The 20,940-nt window shown below is 74.3% G+C and carries 17 protein-coding genes and 1 tRNA gene; 9 read left to right on the plus strand and 9 right to left on the minus strand.

Annotated features, from left to right (window positions below):
• Positions 1-23: 23 nt before the first annotated feature.
• From O2V63_RS01825 to O2V63_RS01845, 5 genes are all read right to left on the minus strand, one after another.
• Complete coding sequence (locus tag O2V63_RS01825; RefSeq protein WP_269165866.1) at positions 24-749, minus strand: AAA family ATPase; 726 nt, start codon at positions 747-749, stop codon at positions 24-26.
• A gap of 77 nt (positions 750-826) precedes the next feature.
• Positions 827-1,549 carry an AAA family ATPase gene (locus O2V63_RS01830; RefSeq protein ID WP_269165867.1) on the minus strand — a complete coding sequence of 241 codons (723 nt, stop codon included), beginning with the start codon at positions 1,547-1,549 and terminating at the stop codon, positions 827-829.
• A 142-nt stretch (positions 1,550-1,691) separates the two neighbouring features.
• Positions 1,692-3,209 carry a carboxyl transferase domain-containing protein gene (locus tag O2V63_RS01835; protein WP_269165868.1) on the minus strand — a complete coding sequence of 506 codons (1,518 nt, stop codon included), beginning with the start codon at positions 3,207-3,209 and terminating at the stop codon, positions 1,692-1,694.
• On the minus strand, positions 3,206-4,447 hold the full coding sequence (locus O2V63_RS01840) for a CaiB/BaiF CoA transferase family protein (RefSeq protein ID WP_269165869.1): 1,242 nt from the start codon (positions 4,445-4,447) through the stop codon (positions 3,206-3,208). Before O2V63_RS01840 ends, O2V63_RS01835 begins: the two co-directional genes overlap by 4 nt.
• A 67-nt stretch (positions 4,448-4,514) precedes the next feature.
• Positions 4,515-5,090, minus strand: a complete 576-nt coding sequence (locus tag O2V63_RS01845) for a 5-formyltetrahydrofolate cyclo-ligase (protein WP_269165870.1) — start codon at positions 5,088-5,090, stop codon at positions 4,515-4,517.
• A gap of 27 nt (positions 5,091-5,117) precedes the next feature.
• Between O2V63_RS01845 and O2V63_RS01850 the strand changes: the two genes are divergently transcribed.
• The 6 genes from O2V63_RS01850 to O2V63_RS01875 all read left to right on the plus strand — a co-directional run bounded on the left by O2V63_RS01850 (position 5,118) and on the right by O2V63_RS01875 (position 12,282).
• Complete coding sequence (locus tag O2V63_RS01850) at positions 5,118-6,062, plus strand: UTP--glucose-1-phosphate uridylyltransferase (protein WP_269165871.1); 945 nt, start codon at positions 5,118-5,120, stop codon at positions 6,060-6,062.
• A gap of 106 nt (positions 6,063-6,168) precedes the next feature.
• Complete coding sequence (gene glp, locus O2V63_RS01855; protein WP_269165872.1) at positions 6,169-7,656, plus strand: molybdotransferase-like divisome protein Glp; 1,488 nt, start codon at positions 6,169-6,171, stop codon at positions 7,654-7,656.
• Positions 7,657-7,723: 67 nt separating this feature from the next.
• Positions 7,724-8,275: a GNAT family N-acetyltransferase gene (locus O2V63_RS01860; RefSeq protein ID WP_269166936.1), complete on the plus strand. Its 552-nt coding sequence runs from the start codon at positions 7,724-7,726 to the stop codon at positions 8,273-8,275.
• A 178-nt stretch (positions 8,276-8,453) separates the two neighbouring features.
• Positions 8,454-9,152, plus strand: a complete 699-nt coding sequence (gene sepX / locus O2V63_RS01865; protein ID WP_269165873.1) for a divisome protein SepX/GlpR — start codon at positions 8,454-8,456, stop codon at positions 9,150-9,152.
• Between the two features lie 64 nt (positions 9,153-9,216).
• Positions 9,217-9,290, plus strand: a tRNA-Ala gene (locus O2V63_RS01870).
• A 250-nt stretch (positions 9,291-9,540) separates the two neighbouring features.
• Positions 9,541-12,282, plus strand: coding sequence for a PQQ-dependent sugar dehydrogenase (locus O2V63_RS01875; protein ID WP_269165874.1), 2,742 nt, complete (start codon positions 9,541-9,543; stop codon positions 12,280-12,282).
• 5 nt (positions 12,283-12,287) lie between these two features.
• Here O2V63_RS01875 and O2V63_RS01880 read toward each other — a convergent pair whose 3' ends face one another.
• Positions 12,288-14,126 carry a glycosyltransferase family 2 protein gene (locus O2V63_RS01880; RefSeq protein WP_269165875.1) on the minus strand — a complete coding sequence of 613 codons (1,839 nt, stop codon included), beginning with the start codon at positions 14,124-14,126 and terminating at the stop codon, positions 12,288-12,290.
• A 377-nt stretch (positions 14,127-14,503) separates the two neighbouring features.
• Between O2V63_RS01880 and O2V63_RS01885 the strand changes: the two genes are divergently transcribed.
• Positions 14,504-15,493, plus strand: coding sequence for a glycoside hydrolase family 26 protein (locus O2V63_RS01885; RefSeq protein ID WP_269165876.1), 990 nt, complete (start codon positions 14,504-14,506; stop codon positions 15,491-15,493).
• Positions 15,494-15,503: 10 nt separating this feature from the next.
• Here O2V63_RS01885 and O2V63_RS01890 read toward each other — a convergent pair whose 3' ends face one another.
• Positions 15,504-17,027 carry a dolichyl-phosphate-mannose--protein mannosyltransferase gene (locus O2V63_RS01890; protein WP_269165877.1) on the minus strand — a complete coding sequence of 508 codons (1,524 nt, stop codon included), beginning with the start codon at positions 17,025-17,027 and terminating at the stop codon, positions 15,504-15,506.
• A 54-nt stretch (positions 17,028-17,081) separates the two neighbouring features.
• Here O2V63_RS01890 and rsmI point away from each other — a divergent pair, with 54 nt between their 5' ends.
• Positions 17,082-17,921, plus strand: coding sequence for a 16S rRNA (cytidine(1402)-2'-O)-methyltransferase (gene rsmI, locus O2V63_RS01895; protein WP_269165878.1), 840 nt, complete (start codon positions 17,082-17,084; stop codon positions 17,919-17,921).
• A gap of 60 nt (positions 17,922-17,981) precedes the next feature.
• Here rsmI and O2V63_RS01900 read toward each other — a convergent pair whose 3' ends face one another.
• Positions 17,982-18,854 carry an endonuclease domain-containing protein gene (locus O2V63_RS01900; RefSeq protein ID WP_269165879.1) on the minus strand — a complete coding sequence of 291 codons (873 nt, stop codon included), beginning with the start codon at positions 18,852-18,854 and terminating at the stop codon, positions 17,982-17,984.
• A gap of 122 nt (positions 18,855-18,976) precedes the next feature.
• Positions 18,977-20,086, minus strand: a complete 1,110-nt coding sequence (locus tag O2V63_RS01905) for a magnesium and cobalt transport protein CorA (protein ID WP_269165880.1) — start codon at positions 20,084-20,086, stop codon at positions 18,977-18,979.
• A gap of 154 nt (positions 20,087-20,240) precedes the next feature.
• Here O2V63_RS01905 and O2V63_RS01910 point away from each other — a divergent pair, with 154 nt between their 5' ends.
• Positions 20,241-20,897 carry a hypothetical protein gene (locus O2V63_RS01910; RefSeq protein ID WP_269165881.1) on the plus strand — a complete coding sequence of 219 codons (657 nt, stop codon included), beginning with the start codon at positions 20,241-20,243 and terminating at the stop codon, positions 20,895-20,897.
• Positions 20,898-20,940 lie beyond the last annotated feature (43 nt).

The raw sequence follows: 20,940 nt of genomic DNA on the forward strand, positions 1-20,940 counted from the left end.
GCCGGGCAGACCACCGCGGCCGTTCAGCGCAGGTGGCGGAGGAAGGCGGCCGGGTCGGTGAGGAACTGCCGCCAGTGGACGGTGAGCTCCAGCTCTTCCCACTGCGTGGGCCTCAGACCCCATTCGCCGACCTCCACCAGCTGGGCGCCCGGCAGTGCGGCGACGACGGGGGAGTGGGTCGCGACGACGACCTGCGCCCCCCGGTCCACCAGCGCGAGGAGATGCGAGACCAGGGCCAGGCTGCCGCCGAACGACAGGGCGGCGTCCGGCTCGTCGAGCAGGTAGGTGCCCTTCCCGGCCGCGCGGCTGGTGAACACCTCGAGGAACGCCTCGCCGTGGGACAGCTCGTGGAAGACGGGTTCCGGTCGGTCCGTCGGATTGGCCTCGAGGTAGCTGTAGAGGCCGTGCAGCGTCTCGTCCCGGAGGAAGTACCCCCAGCGGGACGCGCCAGGGCTGCGCTCGACCACGAGCCCGAGCGACTCCGGCTCGCTGGCGCGGGTGCGGTGCCGGGCGCCGGTCGACCCGCCCTCGGGATTCAGCCCCAGGGTGGTAGCGATCAGTTCCATCACCGTCGACTTGCCCGAGCCGTTCTCGCCGACCAGCACGAGGGCGCCGGCCGGCAGCTCCAGCCCCTCGGTGACCAGCTGCGCGACGGCAGGCACGGTCATCGGCCACTGCGCTCGCTGCTGGTCGCTCAGCGATGGCGCACCGGGATCGGGCTTGAGACGGCGGATCGGTCGCAGGTCCACCCGGCCATCCTGGCCCCGGGGTACGACCTCCGACGTCGTCCGGCGACCGGTCCACCCCCGGCTGGCGCCCCGGTCGTTCAGCGCAGGTGCCGGAGGTAGGCAGCCGGGTCGCTGAGGAACTGCCGCCAGTTGACGGTGAGCTCCAGCTCGTCCCACTGCGCGGGCCGCATCCCCCAGTCACCGACCTCCACCAGCTGGGCTCCCGGCAGGGCGGCGACGACGGGGGAGTGGGTGGCGACGACGACCTGCGCACCGGACGCCACCAGGTCCAGCAGCACCGTGACCAGCGCCAGGCTGCCGCCGAAGGACAGCGCCGCATCGGGCTCGTCCAGCAGGTAGGTGCCGCCCCCGCCGCCGGCCCGCCGGGTGAGGACCTCGAGGAACGCCTCCCCGTGGGAGAGCTCGTGGTAGCTCGGGTCGGGGCTGCCGATCCCCTCCAGGTGGCTGTACAGGGTGTGCAGCGTCTCGTCGCGGAGGAAGCAGCCCCACCGGGACGCGCCGGGGCTGCGCTCGACGACCAGCCCGAGCGACTCCGGCTCGCTGGGCCGGGTGCTGAACCGCGTGTGCACCGTGCCGCCCTCCGGGTTGAGCCCCAGCGTGACGGCGAGCAGCTCCATCACCGTCGACTTGCCCGACCCGTTCTCACCGACCAGCACCAGCGCGCCGTGCGGCAGCTCCAGGCCGGTGTCGAGCAGCTGGGCGACCGCCGGCACGGTCAGCGGCCACTGCGCGCGGTCCTCGCTGGTCGGGGCGGGCCGGCCGGGATCGGGTCGGAAGCGGCGGATCGGTCGGCTGTCCACGCCGGTCATCCTGGCCCGCGGGTACGACGACAAGGACGTCGTCCTCCGGCCCTGCTGCAGGGGCCCGCGCCGAGCGTGCGAGGCGTGGGGGGCAGCGGGGTCCTTCGACTGATCACGGGGACGAGGGCGGGGACAGCGGGCGTCAGCGGCCCAGGTGCCGCCAGCGGCGGGTGCGAGCGCGCATCCGTTCGACGTCGTCCCGGCCGAGGAGCCCGGCAAGCTCCTCGGCCAGCACCCGGCCCAGTCGCTGGCAGAACTCCACCGGCTCGTCCGCGGCGTCGGGCCGCTCGGGCACCACCCGGTCGACGATCCCGGCCCGCCACAGGTCGGTGGCCCGCACGCCCTGCGAGGCGGCGAGCTCGTCGGCCCGGTCGACGGTGCGGTGCACGATCGCCGACGCGCCCTCCGGGGGCAGCGGGCCCAGCCAGCCGTTGGCCGCGGCCAGCACCCGGTCGGCCGGCACGAGGGCCAGCGCGCCGCCGCCGGTGCCCTGGCCGAGCAGCACGGCGAGGGTCGGCGCCGGCAGCGTCACCATGTCCTGCAGGCAGCGCGCGATCTCCCCGGCCAGCCCGCCCTCCTCGGCGGCGACCGACAGCGCCGCGCCCGGGGTGTCGATCAGGGTGAGCAGCGGCAGCCGCAGCTCCGCCGCCAGCCGCATCCCGCGCCGGGCCTCGCGCAGCGCACCTGGGCCCAGCGGTGCCGACAGCGACTGGCCGCGCCGGTCCTGGCCCAGCACGACGCAGGGCGCACCGCCGAAGCGGGCCAGTGCGAGCAGCAGCCCGGGGTCGGACTCGCCGGCGCCGGTGCCGTTGAGGGTGACGACGTCGGTCGCCGCCGTCCGCAGCAGCTGACGTGCCCCCGGGCGCTCCAGCCGCCGGGACGCGGTGACCACGGCCCAGGCGCTGCGGCCGTCCTCCGGGTCGTCGGCGTCCGTGCCGTCGCCGTCGACCGGGCCCTCGACCGAGGCGGCGCGGTGCCAGGTCTCCCGGGCGGCGAGCACCCGCAGCGCCCGGTCGGCGACGTCGGCCAGCTCGTCGACCGGGACCACGCCGTCGATCAGCCCACGCGAGGCCATGTTCTCCGAGGTCTGCACCCCCGGCGGGAAGGGCTCCCCGTACAACGCCTCGTACACCCGGGGGCCGAGGAAGCCGATCGCCGCGCCCGGCTCGGCGATCGTCACGTGCCCCAGCGAGCCCCAGGAGGCCAGCACCCCGCCGAACGTCGGGCCGCGCAGGTAGACCAGGTAGGGCAGCCCCGCCTCCTTGTGCCGGGCGATCGCCGCGGTGATGCCGATCATCTGCAGGAACGCGACCGTGCCCTCCTGCATCCGGGTCCCCCCGGAGACCGGCGCGGCCAGCAGCGGCAGCCCCTCGTCGGTGGCCCGGTCCACCGCCGCCATCAGGCGCTCCGCGGTGGCGACGCCGATCGACCCGGCGAGGAAGCCGAACTCCCCGGCCACGACGGCGACCCGCCGGCCGCGCAGCGTGCCCTCGCCGGTGACGACCGCCTCGTCCTGGCCGCTCTTCTCGGCCGCGCGGGCCAGCTCTGCGGCGTAGGCGTCCTCGACCTCGCGCGGGGGCACGCTGGAGTCCCAGGACAGCCAGGACCCCGGGTCGAGCACGATGTCCCGCAGCGCCCGGGCGTCCAGCCGGGAGCTCACGTGGCGTGCCCGTCCTCGACGTCGGCGCCCTCGCCGTCGGGCTGCGGCACGCCCTCGGTCGGCCCGGTCAGCCACCTCCGGATCGCCTCGCCGTCGGCGCCCAGCACCGGCGGCGGGGTGTGGTCGCGACGGGTCGTCTCGGTCTCGCCGTCGGTGCCGGGGGCGAAGAAGCGCAGCGGCGGGCCGGGCAGGGTGAGCGGCCCGGCGGTCGGGTGGTCGACGGAGATCGCCAGCCCCTGGGAGAGGGTCTGCTCCCAGGCGTAGACCTCGTCCAGGGTGCGCACCTTGCCGGCCGGCACGCCGGCCGCGGCCAGCCGGGCCAGCAGCTCCTCGGCCGGGATCTCGGCGAAGGCGGTCTCCAGCAGCTCGATCACCCGGGCGCGGTTGCCCACCCGCTCGCCGTTGGTGGCCAGGCCCTCGGCGTCGGGGTCGAAGCCGAACTCGGTGCACAGCCGGCGCCACAGGCCCTCGCTGCCGCAGGAGAGCTGCACGCTCCCGCCCGCACAGCGGAACAGGCCGTAGGGGGCGATCGAGGGGTGGTGGTTGCCCTGCCCGCGGTTGACCTGGCCGGCGACGGTGTACGCCGTCCCCTGGAAGGCGTGGACGCCGACGACGGCGGCCAGCAGCGAGGTCCGCACCACCTGGCCGACCCCGGTGCGCTCCCGCTCGTACAGCGCCGCGAGCACGCCGTAGGCGCCGTACATGCCGGCCAGCAGGTCACCGATCGGGACGCCGACCTTCTGCGGGTCCTCCGGGCCGGAGCCGGTGAGCGACATCAGCCCGGCCTCGCCCTGGGCGATCTGGTCGTAGCCGGCGCGCTGGCCCTCGGGGCCGTCGTGGCCGAAGCCGCTGATCGACAGCTGCACCAGCCGGGGGTTGAGCTCGGCGAGCACGTCGGTGCCGAAGCCGAGGTGGGCCAGCGTGCCGGGCCGGAAGTTCTCCAGCAGCACGTCGGCGCGGCGCACCAGTTCGGTCAGCACCTCCTTGTCCGCGTCGTCCTTGAGGTCGAGGGTGATCGACTCCTTGTTGCGGTTGGCGGAGAAGAAGTACGTCGACTCCCGGCCGGCGCCCTCGGGCTGGACGAACGGCGGGCCCCAGCCGCGGCTGTCGTCACCGCTGCCCGGGCTCTCCACCTTGATCACCCGGGCGCCGAGGTCGCCGAGCATCATCCCGGCGTGCGGTCCGGCCAGGGCGCGGGTCAGGTCGACGACGAGGACGCCGTCCAGGGGGCCACTCACGAGGGTGGGGTCCTTCCAACGAGACGACGGAGACGTCGGTCACCCTCTCACCGGTCCGCCGCGCGCGTCAGTCGAGCTGCCACCAGCCGGCAGACGGGGTGACGACGGCGGTCACCCGGCGGTCGTGCGGCCCGGCCGGCAGCTCGGCCACCAGCTCCTCGTCGAACACCACCGCGACCACCGTCGCGCCGGGGCGGGCGTGCGCCAGCGCGCGGTCGTAGAAGCCGCCGCCGCGACCCAGCCGCGTGCCGTCGGCGGCCACGGCCAGCGCCGGGACGACGACCACGTCGGCTGCGGCCAGCGCACCGGGCGGCAGGCGGGGGCCGGTCGGCTCGAGCAGCCCGAAGCGGCCGGGAGCCAGCCGGCCGTCGTGCTCGGCCCAGGAGAGCTCCCGCCCGCGCGCCGGCACCACCGGGAGCAGCAGCCGGCCGGGCAGTGCGTGGGGCAGCCGGCCGGCGCCGGGCTCCTCGGGGGCGGGCACGTACGCGGCGACCACGGAGCTCCCGCCGAGCCGCTCGGCGAGCGTCGTGGCCAGCGCCTCGGCCGCCGCGGCGCGGGCTGCCGGTGACCGGGCTGCGCGTCCGGCCAGCAGGGGCGGGCGCAGTGCGGCCTTCGCACTCACCACCTCGGGGGAGTCGGCCATGGCGGCAGGCTAGTTACGCTGCCCGGCATGTCGAGTGAGTCCGTCCCGAGCCCACGCCCGGCCACGAAGTCCGTCATCCCGGTCGCCGGGATGGGAACCCGCTTCCTCCCCGCCACCAAGGCCGTCCCCAAGGAGCTGCTGCCGGTCGTCGACCGGCCGGCCCTGCAGTACATCGTCGAGGAGGCCGCCCGGGCCGGCGTCGGCGAGGTGCTCATGGTGACCGGGCGCAACAAGGGCAGCATCGAGGACCACTTCGACCGGACGCCGGAGCTGGAGACCGCCCTGGAGGCCAAGGGCGACCAGGGCCGGCTCGACGCGGTGCACGAGTCCACCGACGTCGCGCAGGTCTTCTTCGTGCGCCAGGGCGAGGCGAAGGGCCTGGGCCACGCCGTCCTGCAGGCCGAGGCATTCGTCGGCGACGAGCCGTTCGCGGTGCTCCTCGGCGACGACATCATCGACGCCCGCGACCACCTGCTCGAGCAGATGCTCGCCGTGCAGGCCGAGCACGGCGGCGCGGTGATCGCGCTGCTCGACGTGGGGGCCGACAACATCTCCAAGTACGGCGCTGTCGCCGTCGAGGAGGCCAAGGTCTCCGGGGACGCCGCCGGCGACGAGGTCTTCCGGGTCACCGGCATGGTCGAGAAGCCCCCGGCCGACGAGGCGCCCAGCACGCTGGCGATCATCGGCCGGTACGTGCTGCCCCCGGAGGTCTTCCCGGCGATCCGGGACACCCCGCCCGGCCGCGGCGGGGAGATCCAGCTGACCGACGCGCTGCTCAAGCTGGTCGAGGACGGCATGCCCGTGCACGGCGTGGTCTTCTCCGGCCGCCGGTACGACACCGGCGACAAGCTCGACTACCTCAAGGCGGTCGTCCGGCTGGCGGTCGAGCGTGAGGACCTGGGCCCCGCGTTCGGCCCGTGGCTGCGCGACTTCGTCGCCGACCTGCCCGCCGAGGGCGCGTCGCCCGCCTGAGCGGCCCCTCCAGAGGGCACCATCGGGCCCAGGTCCGTCATCGGCGCCGTGACCGGCGATCCGGGCGCGGGGCTGGCCCGATGACGGAGGGACGACGGTGGTGGGGATGAGCGACGACAGCACACGCGGGTGGATCTCCGGCGGAGGCCGGGACACGACCCAGCTGGACCTGACGAGCGGCGGGCTGGTCCCGTCACCACGGGACAACCGGCTGGTCTCCGGCCCGGCGCCGGTGGTCACCCACGACACCGTGCAGGTCGACCGGTCGGTGTTCTCCTCCGACCGGGTCCCCTCGCCGGCCATCGCCACCGGCGACCGGTCACCGGACCCGATGGCCGACACCGGCTCGGTCGACGTGTCCGGGGTCCGGCTGCGCCCCGTCGAGCACCACCTGGACGAGATCCTCGGCGCCGTCCCCCAGCCCGACCCGATCGAGCTCGCGGTGCTCGACGCCCAGGGGCTGCTCTGCGCCGAGCTGGTCACCAGCCAGCGCTCGCTGCCCGCCTTCGACCAGGCCGGCCTCGACGGGTACGCCGTCCGCGCGGCCGACATCGCCACCGCGACCGTCGAGCAGCCCGTCGACCTCGCCGTCGTCGGTGAGACCGCCGCCGGCGAGGGGGAGCCGACCTCGATCAGCGCCGGCCTCGCCCAGAAGGTCGCCGTGGGCGCGATGCTGCCGGCCGGTGCCGACGTCGTCGTCCCGGCCGCCTGGACCGACCAGGGCGCCGCCCGGGTGCGGGTCTTCGCCGCGCTCGCGCCGGGCAGCTACGTCCGCCGGGTGGGGGACGACGTCGCGACCGGTGACACCGCGGTGGAGATCGGCACCCCCATCGGGCCGGCCCAGATCAGTCTGCTGGCCGCCGTCGGGCGCGAGCGGGTCGCGGTGCGGCCGCGTCCGCGGATCACGGTGCTGTGCGCCGGGGACGAGCTCGTCGACGTCGGCGCGGTCGCCGGCCCCGGCCAGCAGGTGGACGTGAACAGCTACGCGCTGGCCGCCGCGGCGCGGGACGCCGGCGCCGCGGCCTACCGGGCGGGGATCATGCCCAACGACCGGCGGCGGATGGTCGAGCTGCTGGAGGGCCAGATGCTCCGCAGCGACATCGTCCTGGTCGCCGGCACCTTCGCCAACGGCGGCCACGACCTGCTCCAGGAGGCGCTGGACGAGCTCGGTGGGGTCACCTTCACCCAGGTGGCCATGCACCCCGGCCCGGTGCACGCCTTCGGCAAGCTCGGGCCCGACGCCGTCCCGGTGATCTGCGTGCCCGGTGAGCCGGTCGCCGCCCTGGTCGCCTTCGAGGTGTTCGTCCGCCCGGCGATCCGGCTGATGCTCGGCAAGCGCCAGCTGTTCCGGCGCACCGTGCAGGCCGTCTCCGCCCAGCAGCTGCTCTCGCCGCTGGGGTACCGGCAGTACCTGCACGGCCAGGTCATGCGCCACCCCGACGGCGGTTACGTCGTCGAGCCGATCGGGGACGGCGACCAGGCCATGCTCGCCCGGATGGCCCGCGCCAACTGCCTGATCGTGGTGGACGAGGACGTCACCGAGGTGTCCGCCGGGGGACTCGTGACCGTCATGCCGATGCTGCTCGGGGGCTGAGCTGGACCCGTCCCTGCACCCGGGCTGGCCGGCCCGGCTGGCCTGGGGGCCGGTCGAGCTGCACCCGCTGCGCCGCGAGGACGCCCGCGAGTGGGCCCGGCTGCGCACCGCGAACGAGGCGTGGTTGCTGCCCTGGGAGCCCTCCACCGGGCTGACCTGGTCCCAGCGGCACACCCCGGCGGCCTACCGGGCGATGCGCCGGGCGGCGTCCCGGCGCGCCCGGGTCGGGACGTCGCTGCCCTTCGCGGTGCGGTACGAGGGGCGGCTGGCCGGTCAGGTGACCGTCGACAACGTCGTCCGGGGGGCGCTGCGCTCCGGGAGCCTGGGCTACTGGGTCGACCAGGCCGTGGCCGGGCGGGGCGCGGCCTCGCTGGCGGTGGCGCTGGTCTGTGACCACGCCTTCGGCCCGGTGGGGCTGCACCGGCTGCAGGCCGACATCCGGCCGGAGAACGGGCCGAGCCGGCGACTGGTCGAGCGGCTGGGCTTCCGGCAGGAGGGGCTGTTCCGCGACTACCTGGACATCGACGGGGCGTGGCGGGACCACCTCGGCTACGCCTTGCTGGCCGGGGAGAACCCCGGTGGTGTGCTGGCCCGGTGGCGCGACCGCGCGCCACGCTGAGCGGCCGGGCGGGGACGCCGACGCGCCGGTTGCGCCGGCGACGCGCCGACACACCGGGAGACGTCCCGGGTATCGGCAGTCCGCGGCCTTACCTTGACTCCCGAGTGACGGATGTGACTCGTGTGGCCCCAGGGATGGGGTCGTTCCGCTGGGCCAGGGATGGATCGGGGTGTTCGAGATGGGATCGGGCGTACTGCTGGCCGCTCTCGTCGTGCTGTGGTTCGTGGTCCTGGTGCCGATGGTGGTCACCCGGGGCGACACGCACACGGTGAACGGTGCAGCCAACTCAGGACGGACCCTGCAACGACGGCGGCCCGTGGACCCGGTGGTCCACGCCGAGACCGAGCGGGTGAGCATCGACCGGGCACAGCTGCGCAGCAGCGGTGAGCTGCAGGTCGACGTGCACGCCCGGCGTCGCCGCACACTGGCCGGGCTCGTCGGCCTCGCCGTGCTGGCGCTGGTCGGTGCGCTGGCCTACCGGTCGTGGCTGTGGGCGCCGCAGGTGCTGCTGGACCTCGCCGTCGTCGGCTACCTGATGGTGACCGCGGCCGCGGCCAAGCGGGAGCGGCGGACCGCCGCCCGCCGTGCGGCCCGGGCCGCCCAGCGCCCGCCGCGCGCCCGCCCCGTGCAGCAGCGTCCGGCGGCTGTTCGCCCGGAGCCGGCGCCCGCACCGGCCCCGGTGGCGGCCGAGACCGGTCAGGTGCACCCCAGCCTGCCGCTGGCCCCGGTGCACCCGCTGCGCCCCGGACGGGTGGTCGCGGCTCGCACCCCGGCTCCGGCCGGCTGGCAGCAGAGCGCCGTGGTCGGTCTGGACGACGAGGACATCGGCTTCGCCGACATCGACGTCTACGCGCCGAAGCGCGTCGTCAACGGCTGAGGAGGACCTCCGGCGCTGCCCCCGTGCAGCGCCGGAGGAACCGGACGGTAAGCTCTCCGTCCGAGGGGCTGTGGCGCAGTCCGGTAGCGCACCTCGTTCGCATCGAGGGGGTCAGGGGTTCAATTCCCCTCAGCTCCACCCCGGTCAGGCCGGGCCCACCAGGGCCCGGCCTGACGCGTTTTCCGGTGGATGCACCCGCCATCAGGCTGTCCGTGACGCCGAGTACACGAGGAGTGAGCGCCGCACGGTGGGTGGCGCAGCCCCTGCCTCCGGCATCTCCTTCCCACAAGATCGGTCTGGTAGCTCTTCCCGGGTGAGCGGGAGGCGCAGCAGCGCGCGGTCCAGGTGGTCGGCCCGGTGGACGAGGAGGTCAGGGCGCGCGCTGCTGGTGCTGACGCTGCTCATCGGCGGGACGCTGGCGGGGGTGCCCGGACGGGCGGAGGCAGCCTCGCTGCCGGCGGGTTTCACCGTCCAGGACCTGCCGAGCGGCCAGGACGAGGCGCTGACCGACTTCGCCTTCGCGCCGGACGGCAGCTGGTTCACCACCGGCAAGAACGGCCGGGTCGCCTGGGTGTCGGCCGACGGGCGGGCGCGCACCCTGGCCGAGCTCTCGGTCATCACCGTGCAGGACCTGGGGCTGACCGGGCTGGCCGTACCCGCCGACTACGCCACCAGCCGACGGATCTACACCGCGCGCACGCTGCTGGTCGAGGGCCGGTGGATGATGCGGTTGAGCTCGTGGGCGGTGACCGGCGCTCCGGAGCCGACCGGCCTGGCGGACGAACGGGTCATCTGGGATCTGGAGAGCCACGCCGACGTGCACACCATGGCTGCGCTGGTCCCGGACCCGGACGGCTCGCTCTGGGTGGCCATCGGGGACGCCGCCGACTACCGGTACGTCGACGAGCGTGCTCTCGGTGCCCTCGACATCGACGACGGTCGCGGCAAGGTGCTGCACGTCCTCCCGGACGGTCGGGGGGTGTCGAGCAACCCGTACTACGACCCGGCCGCCCCCTCGTCCTGGCGGAGTCGCGTCTACGCGAGCGGCTTCCGCAGCCCCTTCCGGATGAGCCTGGACCCGGCCAGCGGGGCGCCGGTGCTCGGCGACGTCGGCTGGCAGACCTGGGAGGAGGTCGACCTGGTCCGCCCGGGAGCGAGCTACGGATGGCCGTGTTGGGAGGGTGAGGTCCGGACTCCCGGGTACGCCGACCTCGCTGCGTGCCAGGGGGTGACCCAGTCGTCTCCGCTGTACACGTACGTGCACGGCCCGCGCGGCACGAGCATCACCGGCGGCATCGTCTACACCGGTGCGAGCTACCCGGAGGAGTACCGCGGCGCCTACTTCTTCGGGGACTACGCATCCGGGCGCGTCTACACGATGCAGTACGACGACCAGGGGGAGGTGGTCCGCGAACCGGAGGCCGAGGGATTCGGCGTCGGGAACGGCCTGCCGGTCAAGTTCGCCGCGGCTCCCAACGGGGACGTCGTGTACGCCGACATCGGCGGCAGCGTGCTCAAGCGACTGGTCTACGTGCCCGGCAACCGGGCCCCCACCGCGCTGGGGACGCTCAGCATCGACCCGGCCACCGGGACGGTGAGCTTCGACGGCACGGCCTCCAGTGACCTGGACGGCCAGTCACTGACCCACGAATGGGACTTCGGGGACGGCACCCGGGCCACCGGAGCCACAGTGGTCCACACCTATCCGCAGGGAGGCGCGAGCTACACCGCCCAGCTGACCGTCACCGATGCGCTCGGCGCGACCGGGACGACGACGCTCCAGGTCGTCCCGTCCAACGGCGCCCCGGTCATCACGCTCACCGCGCCCCCGGTGGACCGGCTCTTCGCCGTCGGGGAGACCGTCTCGGCCAGCGGGACGGCCACCGACCGGGAGGACGGCGCCCTGCCCGTCACCTGGAGCGTGCTCCTCGTGCACTGCAGCGGCGGGTACTGCCACGACCACCCCGGGGAGTCCTTCACCGGCGCCTCGTTCTCCCGTCCGTTCGACGACCACGGGGACCAGACCCGGCTGGAGATCGTCGCCAGTGCGCAGGACTCCTCCGGAGTGCGCGTCCGGCAGGCCTTCGCGGCCAGGCCCCGGCTCCGGACCCTGACCGTGGAGGCCAGTACGCCCAGCGCGATCACCGTCAACGGAGTCGCGCGCGCCAGCGTCCCGATCACCGCCGGGGCGACGGTCTCGTTGGTCGCGCCGGAGGTCGCCACCGACGGCGTGGCCACCTTCGAGCGGTGGTCCGACGGAGCTGACCGGGCCCGCACCCTGACCATGCCCGACCAGGACCTGGTCATCGGCGCCGACTACCTGACCCCGATCGACCGCCGGTACGCCACCGATCCGGGGGTCCGGGGCGTGCTGGGGGCGCCCGTCGCCCCGGAGGCCGGGGACGCCGAACTCCGCCACCGGGTGTACGTCGGAGGCCGGATGTACTGGTCGCCACGGGCCGGCGCCCACGAGGTGCACGGTGCGATCGTGACCACCTACCTGGCTGAGGGCGGTGAGCTCCGGCACGGTGAGCCGGTGACCGACGAGGCGCCGACCTCCGACGGCGTCGGCCGGTACAACCACTTCGCCGCAGGCACCTCGGTGTACTGGACACCGGGCACCGGCGCTCACCAGGTGGGCGGGGACATCCGGGGCCGCTGGTCCGCGATGGGCTGGGAACTCAGCATCCACGGCTATCCCCGTGGCTCGGAGCGGAGCACGCCGGACGGGCGTGGACGCTACAACGACTTCCAGAACGGCGGGATCTACTGGTTGCCCGGCGTCGGGCCCCGCAGCGTGTACGGCGCGATCTACGGCACGTGGGCACGCTCCGGTTGGGAGGGCGGGCAGTTGGGCTTCCCGCTCACCAACGAGAACGGCACCCCGGATGGCGTCGGTCGGTACAGCCACTTCGAGGGCGGATCCATCTACTGGACGCCGTTCACCGGGGCGCACCGGATCGCGGGCGCGATCCGGGACCGGTGGGCCGCCCTCGGCTGGGAGCGCTCGTACCTCGGCTATCCCACGAGCGACGAGTACGGGATCCCGGGCGGACGCCGGTCTGACTTCCAGGGCGGTTCGATCACCTGGGACGCTGCCACCGGCCGGCTGACCGAGTTCCGTCGCTGAGACGGTCAGGTCCTGACGGCCGCCGGCGCCAGCCAGGAGAGCCGGAGCTGTGCCGCGGCACGGGCCCGCTGACGACTGCTGACGTACCCCTCGGCGACCGCCAGGTCCCCCAGACGTACCCAGCCGGCCTCCCGGGTGGCCTGGAGGTCCAGCAACTCGCGTAGCTGGGCCGGGGTCAGGGCACCCTGGGCCACCAGTGCCTCACCCAGCCGCCGGTTGCCCAGGACCGGTCGCAGGCGAGCGAGCTGCACCGGCCGCGCCTCCGCCAGCTTGTTGATCGACACGAGGAGCACCGGCGTGAAGCAGACGACCGCGGTCAGCCCAGCCCACACGTACAGCGCCGGGTACTCGTGCTGCAGCAGCTGGCCGGTGAGCATCGCGGACAGGGCGATCCCCAGCCACAGCAGGTGCGGGCGGAAGGTGCGCCAGGTGTCCCCGGTGGCGGCGCTGCCCTTCGCGGTGACCACGTAGGCCAACGGCCGCCCGGCCAGCTGCGCAGCGGCGGCCGCCACGTACACCGGCGCCGTGCACAGGTCCAGCAGCATCCCGGTGGCCCCCCACGAGCGGCGCTCGTGCTCCACCAGGTTGAACCGGCGCAGGCAGGTGGTGAAGACCAGCCCGGCGATCAGGTTGGCGGCGAACAGGGCGCCCCACTCGCCCAGGGGCAGATCGGTCACCGCCACCCCGCCGACCAGGTACAGGACGGAGAGGGTGATGCCACCCACCCAGGCGATCGCCGTCGTGGGGTAGTGCGTCTGCAGGGCGAGGAAGGACAGGCGTTGCTGCCGGGTGCGCATCTGCGGGAACAGTCGCCCGGAGTGCTGCCGGACGATCTCCCAGATGCCGTAGGCCCAGCGCTTCTGCTGGCTGAAGAAGTCCGTCCAGGTGGCCGGGCCCTCGCCGACGGCCACCACGTCCGGGGTGTAGACGCCCTTCCAGTCCCGTCCCGTCGCCTCGTTGACCGCGGCGTAGACGGCCATCGAGGTCAGGTGGTCCTCGATGATGCAGTCCTGGTAGCCACCGATCTGACCGAACGCAGCCGGCCGGTACAGGTGGTTCGTGCCGATCAGCAGCGGTGCGCCGTGGCCGTTGCCGCCGCGCTGGATGATCCCGTGGAACAGGTAGGCGAGCTCGGCCGAGCCGCGAGCCACGAACGACTCGGTCAGGTTGCCGTACACCTGGGGGGCGACCACGAAGGCGACGTCGGGGTCGGCGAAGTAGCCGAGCGTGCGCTCGAGGAAGTTCGGGAACGGGATGTGGTCAGGGTCCATCTGGGCCACCACGTCGTAGTCCTGCTCGTTGCCGGCCCGCCAGCTGTTGTGGTTGCCGTGCTTGGTGCGCGCCCGGAACGGCCCGCTGGCCTGGTTCCACTCGGGCACCCCCCTGCGACTGAAGTGCCTGACGCCGAGCTCCGCGCACCGTCGCCGCACCTCGGGGTCGTCGCCCTCGTCCAGCAACCAGACGTCCAGCGGCCCGTCGTGCCTGATCCGGGTCATCGCCCGCAGGGTCGCCATCACCAGCTCGAGCGGTTCCTTGCCGGGCACGATCGTCGTCAGCACGGCGACCCGCAGGCCGGGCTCCGGTCGCATCGGCACGGGGTCCTTCGCCTGGCCGGCGTGGTACATGACCGTCCAGGTGCGCAGACCGCCGATCAGCTGCAGCAGGATCATCACCAGCAGTCCCGCGATGGCCAGGGTGTCGACGAGGGGGTGTGCCCGCAGCACCGGGAGGTTGCCCGGCAGCAGCAGGTACCCGGCCATCCCCAGCGACAGGAGCACGTGCCCCCAGCCGAGCGCCAGCACACCCCGCCGCTGGCCGGGCGTCAGCACCTCCCGGTACCGCACCTGGTCCGTGCGCGGCTGCAGAGCACCGGTGACCTCGGTCGCGGTACGGCCGTACAGTCGTCCGGTCTCTCGGCGTTCGGGTCGGACGGCAGGAGCGGTTCCACTCACCTCGGTCACCGGCTCAGCGTCCGTGCCAGCGCGGCCCGGGACCAGCGACGGCCACCCGGAGGAGGTACGTCCGATCACGATGGGGCCGGGGACCTCCCCCGGACGAGGGATCGTCCCAGGCGTCGCGCACTCGGGACTCCCATCCTGAGGACGTGGACGTCCTGCCAGCCCCTCGTGCCCGCCACGTCCGATCGGCGGTGCGCGGACCGCGCGTCCTGGGGGCCGGTGCGGCCGTTGCCGTTGCGGCGCTCGTGGCGTACGTAGTGTTCATGGCCCCTGCCGCGCGACCCGCCCAGCCCGCTACGGCGCTCCCCGGCCCGACGCACTCGGCCTCCCCGAGCCCGGACCCGCCGGCCGCCGTCCCGGAGCCGGCGCAGACCCCCACGCTCGGCATCTCCGCCGCGTCGATCCAGGAGCTGGACGCCTTCATCGCGGCCACCGGGACCCGCCCGGAGGTGTTCGACGTCTTCGAACCCTGGTCGGCGGATCGCCCGCTGGACCTCGACCTCGCCGACGCCGTGGAGTCCCGGGGCGCTCGGCTGTCGGTGACCTGGGAGCCGTGGGACCCCGCCGGCCCCCGCACCGACCAGCCCGCCTACAGCCTCGCCTCGATCGTGGGAGGCGCCCACGACGACTACATCGACCGGTACGCGACGTCGGTCCGCGCGCACGGGCGGCCCCTCACGATCCGGCTCATGCACGAGATGAACGGCAACTGGTACCCGTGGGGCAGCGGCGTCAACGGCAATCGGGACGGCGACTTCGTCCGGGCCTGGCAGCACGTCCAGGGCCGCTTCGCCGCCCTGGGCGTCGACAACGTGGAGTGGCTCTGGGCACCGAACGCGGTCTACCCCGGAGGCGCACCGCTGGGCCCGCTCTTCCCCGGGGACGCTGCGGTCGATGCCGTGGGCATCAGCAACTACAACTGGGGCGCTCGGACGCACGACGGGCACAGCACCGCGTGGACCGACTTCGGGTCCCTCTTCGACGAGAGCATCGCCGAGGTACGCGCGCTCACCGCCCGGCCCCTCTGGGTGGCCGAGGTCGGCAGCTCCGGTTCGGGCGGCAGCAAGGCCGGCTGGATCACCGAGATGATGGCCGCGGTCCAGCAGCGGCCGGACATCACCGGCCTGGTGTGGTTCGACCACATCGACGTCCGTGCCGACGTCGACTGGCGGATCGAGACCGAGCCGGACGCCGCAGCTGCCTGGAGAGCAGCTGCCCGGTCCCGGCCGCAGGTCGCCGACTCGATGGGCTGACGTCCGCCCGTCAGAACCAGGAGGGGAGCCACATCCGCTGCAGCCACTCCGGGTGCGACAGCGGCTGGCCGGTGAGCACCGGGTGGAAGAAGGCGAACGTCACCACGACCACCGCCACGTACAGGCAGACGACGGCCAGCCCCACCTGGCGGCGCAGCGCGGAGGCGGCCGGTGGGCCCAGCACGTCCTGCAGCACGAACACGACCGCCAGCACGAAGAACGGCAGGGCCGGGGCCATGTAGAAGATGAACATCGTCCGGTCGAGGTTGATGAACCAGGTGCCCCAGCCGGCGGCGATCGCGGTCGCGGCGACCACGGCCGCCGGGTCGTGGCGGGCGACGATCCGCCACCCGAGCCACAGCAGCGCCGGGGTGAAGAGCCACCACAGCGTCGGCGTGCCCAGCATGAGCATGTACCGGACGACCTGGTCACCCGCGGCGTCGGTGAGCCCCTGCGGGTTCCACAGCAGGATCGGCCGGCCGTCGACCAGCCAGGACCACGGGCTGGACTCCCACGGGTGCGGGCTCGACAGCCCGCTGTGGAAGTCCAGCCACTCGCCGTGCATGTGCCACAGCGAGCGCAGCGCGTCCGGCACGAAGCCGAACGAGGTGTCCGGGTTCTCCGCGGCCCAGTGCCGGCCCTGCGCGTTCTCCCCGCGGAACCAGCCGGCGAAGGAGGCCAGGTAGGTCAGCACCGGGACGACGGCGAGCGCCCAGGTCGCCCCGGGCAGGCCGCGGCGCAGCGCCGTCCAGGTGGGCCGGGCGACCCCCGCCTCCCGCCAGGCTGCCCGGTCCCAGAAGAGCGAGAGCACCGCGAACAGGGCCAGGAACCAGACCCCGCTCCACTTCACCGCACAGGCGCAGCCGAACAACACCCCGGCGGCGATCCGCCAGCCCCGCGGGCCGAGCCGGAACCCGGCCGCGGTCACCCGGTCGGCGCCGTCCCGGACGCGTTGCCGCACCTGGTCCCGGTCGACCACCAGGCAGGCGACCGCGCTGACCACGAAGGCCTGCAGGAAGACGTCCAGCAGCCCGATCCGGCCGAGGGTGAAGGAGAAGCCGTCGACCGCCAGGAGCAGGCCGGCGAGCAGGCCCAGCAGCGTGGAGCCGGTCAGCCGGCGCGCCAGCCGGGTGAGGACGACGACCGCCACCGTCCCGGCCACCGCGCTGGGCACCCGCCAGCCCAGCGGTCCGTACCCGAACAGCTGCTCGCCCGCCGCGATCAGCCACTTGCCCAGCGGCGGGTGGACGATGAACGTGTAGCCGCGGTTGTACTCGTAGCCGAGCTCCAGCATCTCGGCGCCCTCGGGCGGGTAGTAGGCCTCGTCGAACACGAGCTCGGTCGGGTAGCCGATGTCCCAGAGCCGGGCCACCAGGGTCACCAGCCCGAGCACGGCGGTGAGCACCGCGGCCAGCACCCGGTCGGTCGGCAACGGCGGGGTGCCCTGCCGGCGGGGCCGGGGGAGCGGCGGGAAACGGCGCGAGACGGGTGCCCCGGGAGCCGACTCCGTGCGTTCCGGGACCAGCACCGCCATGCCGGCCAGGGTATGTGGCCGGGCTGGGCGAGCCGGCGTGACAGGCTCGGCCGCATGACCGGACGACTCGTGCTGGGCGGGGCACCGCTGGGACAGCCCGGCGACGTCGGCCCGCGGCTGCGGCAGGCGATGGCCGACGCCGACGTCCTGGCGGTCGAGGACACCCGGCGGCTGCACCGGCTGGCCAAGGACCTCGAGGTGACCCTCACCGGCAAGGTGGTCACCTTCCACGAGACCGTGGAGCGGTCGCGGCTGCCCGGGCTGGTGGCGGCGATGACCGAGGGCCGCACGGTGCTGCTGATCACCGACGCGGGCATGCCGTCGGTCTCCGACCCCGGCTACACGCTGGTGCGGGCGGCGATCGAGGCAGGCATCGAGGTGACGTCGGTGCCCGGGCCGTCGGCTGTCGTCACCGCGCTGGCCGTCTCCGGGCTGCCGTGCGACCGGTTCACCTTCGAGGGCTTCCTGCCGCGCAAGGGCGGGGAGCGGCGGTCGGCACTGGCCGCGCTGGCCGCCGAGCCGCGCACGATGGTGTTCTACGAGTCGCCGCACCGGCTGGCCGACGCCCTGATCGACGCGGCCGAGGCGCTCGGCGCCGACCGACCCGCCGCCGTCTGCCGGGAGCTGACCAAGACCCACGAGGAGGTCCGCCGCGGTTCCCTGGCCTCGCTGGCCGAGTGGGCCGCCGAGGGCGTGCGCGGCGAGATCACCCTGGTGGTCGCCGGCGCGGTCGCCGGCCCGGCCACCCTGACGCCGGCCGAACTGGCCGCCGAGGTCGCCGCGGAGGAGGCCGCCGGCGCCGACCGCAAGGAGGCGATCCGCACCGTCATGACCCGCACCGGCCTCCCGAGACGAGACGTCTACAACGCAGTCCTGGCCGCGAAGCGCCCCTGACCCAGCCCCCGCCGTCGCGGTTGTGCACCGGTCGTCGGTCGGGGGTCGACCGACCGGCGGTCAGCGCACAACGCCGAGCGCGGCGGCGATCCGTGCGACCAGTCGACCCGGCTGGCGCAGGTCGGCCGCGGTCACGAAGAGCACGCGCCAACCGGCCGCCGTCAGCCGGTTGAGCCGTTGCCGGTCGCGGGCGAACTGGCCGGGCTCCGCGTGCCAGAGCCCGTCGTACTCCAGCGCCACCTGCTGCTCGGCCCAGCCGAAGTCCACCCGGGCGACGACGCGGCCGCCGTCCAGCACCCGGAACTGGGCGACCGGTGCCGGGAGACCGCTGTCATAGACCAGCAGGCGCAACCGGGACTCCTGCGGGGACTCGGCGAGTCCGTCGGCCAGGGCCACGGCACGGCGGGCGCGCCGACTGCCCGGTCCGAGGGCGGTGCCGGCCAGCCAGCGCACCTCCTCGAGGTCGGCGCCGGCGAGCACCACCAGCTGATCGACGGCGGCCACGGCCTCGACCAGGGGCAGCGCCGAGGCCAGCCGCACCGCGGTCGCCTCGGGTGTCGTCAGCTGCACGCCCTGGTGCCGGACGACGGTGCGTGCCTCCATGTCCGCGCGCCGGACCCGTAGTCCGGGGACCCGCACGGGATGACCGCCCGGCCAGCGGGTGACCTCCACGTCGTCGTCCGCCGAGGCGAGGGGGACTCCCCACAGCGCGGCCGCGCTCACCCCGGTGACCACGTCGTCCGGCAGCAGCAGCCGGCCCGCAGCCATCGCCCGCAGCTCGTGCGTGACCGGGACCTCGCGGTGCACGTAGACGTCGGGGAACAGTCGTCTCCAGCAGTGCCTGCGGAGCTGGGCCGTCGTCAGCGCGCCGTCCCGGACGGCGTCGGACCCCCGGAACGGCGTGTGGCGGAGGTCGTCGGGCACGGCGAGCACGCCCGCACCCTGCCGTCCCGGCCCCACACGCCGCGTCCGTCGTCCACAGGCTCCGCCGTTGTGCACTCATCGTCGGTCGGGCGGACCTGAACCGACGACGAGCGCCACAACGGCGAGCCGGGCTAGAGCCAGCCGGTGCGCTTGAAGCCGCGGTGCAGGGCGAGGCAGGCGAAGAGCATCAGCAGCAGCGCGGCCGGGTACGCCCAGCGCTCGTCGAGCTCGGGCATGTACACGAAGTTCATGCCGTAGATGCCGGCGATGGCGGTGGGCAGCGCGATGATGCCGGCCCAGGCCGAGATCTTCCGCATGTCCTCGTTGTCGGCCAGCGAGGTGCGGGCCAGCGACGCCTGCAGGATCGACGTCAGCAGCTCGTCCAGGCCGGTCACCTGGTCACGCACCCGGAGCGCGTGGTCCTGGACGTCCCGGAAGTAGGAGCGCATCGCCTCGGGCACCAGCTCGTTCGGTCGGTCGACCAGCGTGGACAGGGGCAGCTCCAGCGGCAGCACCGCCCGGCGCAGCTGCATCAGCTCCCGCTTGAGCTGGTAGATGCGGCCGCTGTCGTCGGTGCGGCTCGGGCTGAACACCGAGGTCTCGACCTCCTCGACGTCCTGCTCCACCTCGCCGGCTACCTCCAGGAAGTCGTCGACGACGTGGTCGGCGATCGCGTAGAGGACGGCGGAGGGGCCGTTGCACAACAGGTCCGGCTGCTCCTCCAGCTGGGTGCGCAGCTGCCCCAGTTCCCCGTGCGTGCCGTGCCGGACGGTGATCACGTGGTCGCGGCCGATGAAGACCATGATCTCCCCGGTGATCAGCACCTCGCTGGTGGCGGTCAGCTGGTCGTGCTCGACGTAGCTGGCCGTCTTGAGCACCATGAACATCGCCTCGTCGTAGCGCTCCAGCTTGGGCCGCTGGTGGGCGTACACGGCGTCCTCGACGGCGAGCGGGTGCAGTCCGTAGTGCTCCCCGATCGCGGTGAGCTCGGCCTCGGAGGGCTCGTAGAGCCCCAGCCAGACGAACCCGCCCCGGTCGCGGGCCACCTGCAGCGCCTCGGACGGCGCGACGTCGAGCCGCTCGCCCTGCACGTAGACGGCGCAGTCGACGACCGGGTCGTCGGTGTCCCGCTCAGGCTGCTTCTCGCGGGGCGCGCCTGCCGGGCGTGGGCGGAGCGTCTGCGGGAGTTCGGCCGGCGTCCCGGGGGTGCGCCTGCTGGTCGTGCTGTCGGTGTCGGTCACCGGTCCTCCCTCGGGTCTGTCGGGGTCCAGCATCCCCGGCCCACCACCCGCGGGTCTCACCCCGGCGGGTGAGACGTGCGCCGGTGGCGCTGCGGTCGGCCGCCGGAACGCCCGACCTGATCCGGGACACCCGTTCCGCGATCAGGAGATCCCCGTGCCCAGCGCCGTCCTCGACGCCCCCCGCGCCACCCCCGCCGTCGCCCCGGCGACCGTGCGCCCGGTGCGGCTGCCGGCGACCGTCGCCGCCGCGGGCGGGCTCTCCGTGCTGGAGGCACTGGCGCTGCTCGCCCTCGGGCTGACCAGCCTGGAGGGCGTCTTCGGTTCCGGGGTGCGCCCCTCCGGCTGGCTCGTCGCCGGCACCCTGCTGCTGCTCGCCGGATGGGTCGTGCTGTGCGCCGGCGGTGGGGCCGGCCTCGTCGACGGAACCGGCCGGCTGCTGCTGGTCGCCGTCGCCTGCGGGGAGATCGCCCTGCTGGTCGTGCTCTGCGCGGTGGGGCTGGTCGGTGCGAACGGGGTCCTGCTGGTGGCGATCGGCCCGATCGGCGGCCTGCCGGTGCCCGCGCTGGCGCTGCTGGGCCTCGCCGTCCCCACCGGGAAGCTGCTGCTGGCCAGCGCGCCGTCCGCGCTCGCCTGGGTCGCCGCCGGAGGGCGCCCGCGGCCGGCCCGCCGGGCACCCGTGGTCGAGCACCGCGTGCTGCGGGGCGTCACCGTGGCCGGCATCGGGCTGGCGCTGGCCGCCGTCGCGCTGGTGGGCGTGCCCGCGGAGGACCTCTCCGCACCGAGCACCGTCGCGGTCACCGACGCCCCCTGAGGACGCGCCGGTCAACCCGGTGGACGCCGGTCACTACCCTCAG

The sequence above is a fragment of the Modestobacter sp. VKM Ac-2977 genome, from assembly GCF_026968045.1.
Taxonomy (GTDB): domain Bacteria; phylum Actinomycetota; class Actinomycetes; order Mycobacteriales; family Geodermatophilaceae; genus Modestobacter.

Coding starts and splice junctions, on each gene's coding strand:
- O2V63_RS01845 (WP_269165870.1), bottom strand. CDS start 5,090: ATGGCCGACTCCCCCGAGGTGGTGAGTGCGAAGGCCGCACTGCGCCCG.
- O2V63_RS01850 (WP_269165871.1), top strand. CDS start 5,118: ATGTCGAGTGAGTCCGTCCCGAGCCCACGCCCGGCCACGAAGTCCGTC.
- glp (WP_269165872.1), top strand. CDS start 6,169: ATGAGCGACGACAGCACACGCGGGTGGATCTCCGGCGGAGGCCGGGAC.
- sepX (WP_269165873.1), top strand. CDS start 8,454: ATGGGATCGGGCGTACTGCTGGCCGCTCTCGTCGTGCTGTGGTTCGTG.
- O2V63_RS01885 (WP_269165876.1), top strand. CDS start 14,504: ATGGCCCCTGCCGCGCGACCCGCCCAGCCCGCTACGGCGCTCCCCGGC.
- O2V63_RS01890 (WP_269165877.1), bottom strand. CDS start 17,027: ATGGCGGTGCTGGTCCCGGAACGCACGGAGTCGGCTCCCGGGGCACCC.
- rsmI (WP_269165878.1), top strand. CDS start 17,082: ATGACCGGACGACTCGTGCTGGGCGGGGCACCGCTGGGACAGCCCGGC.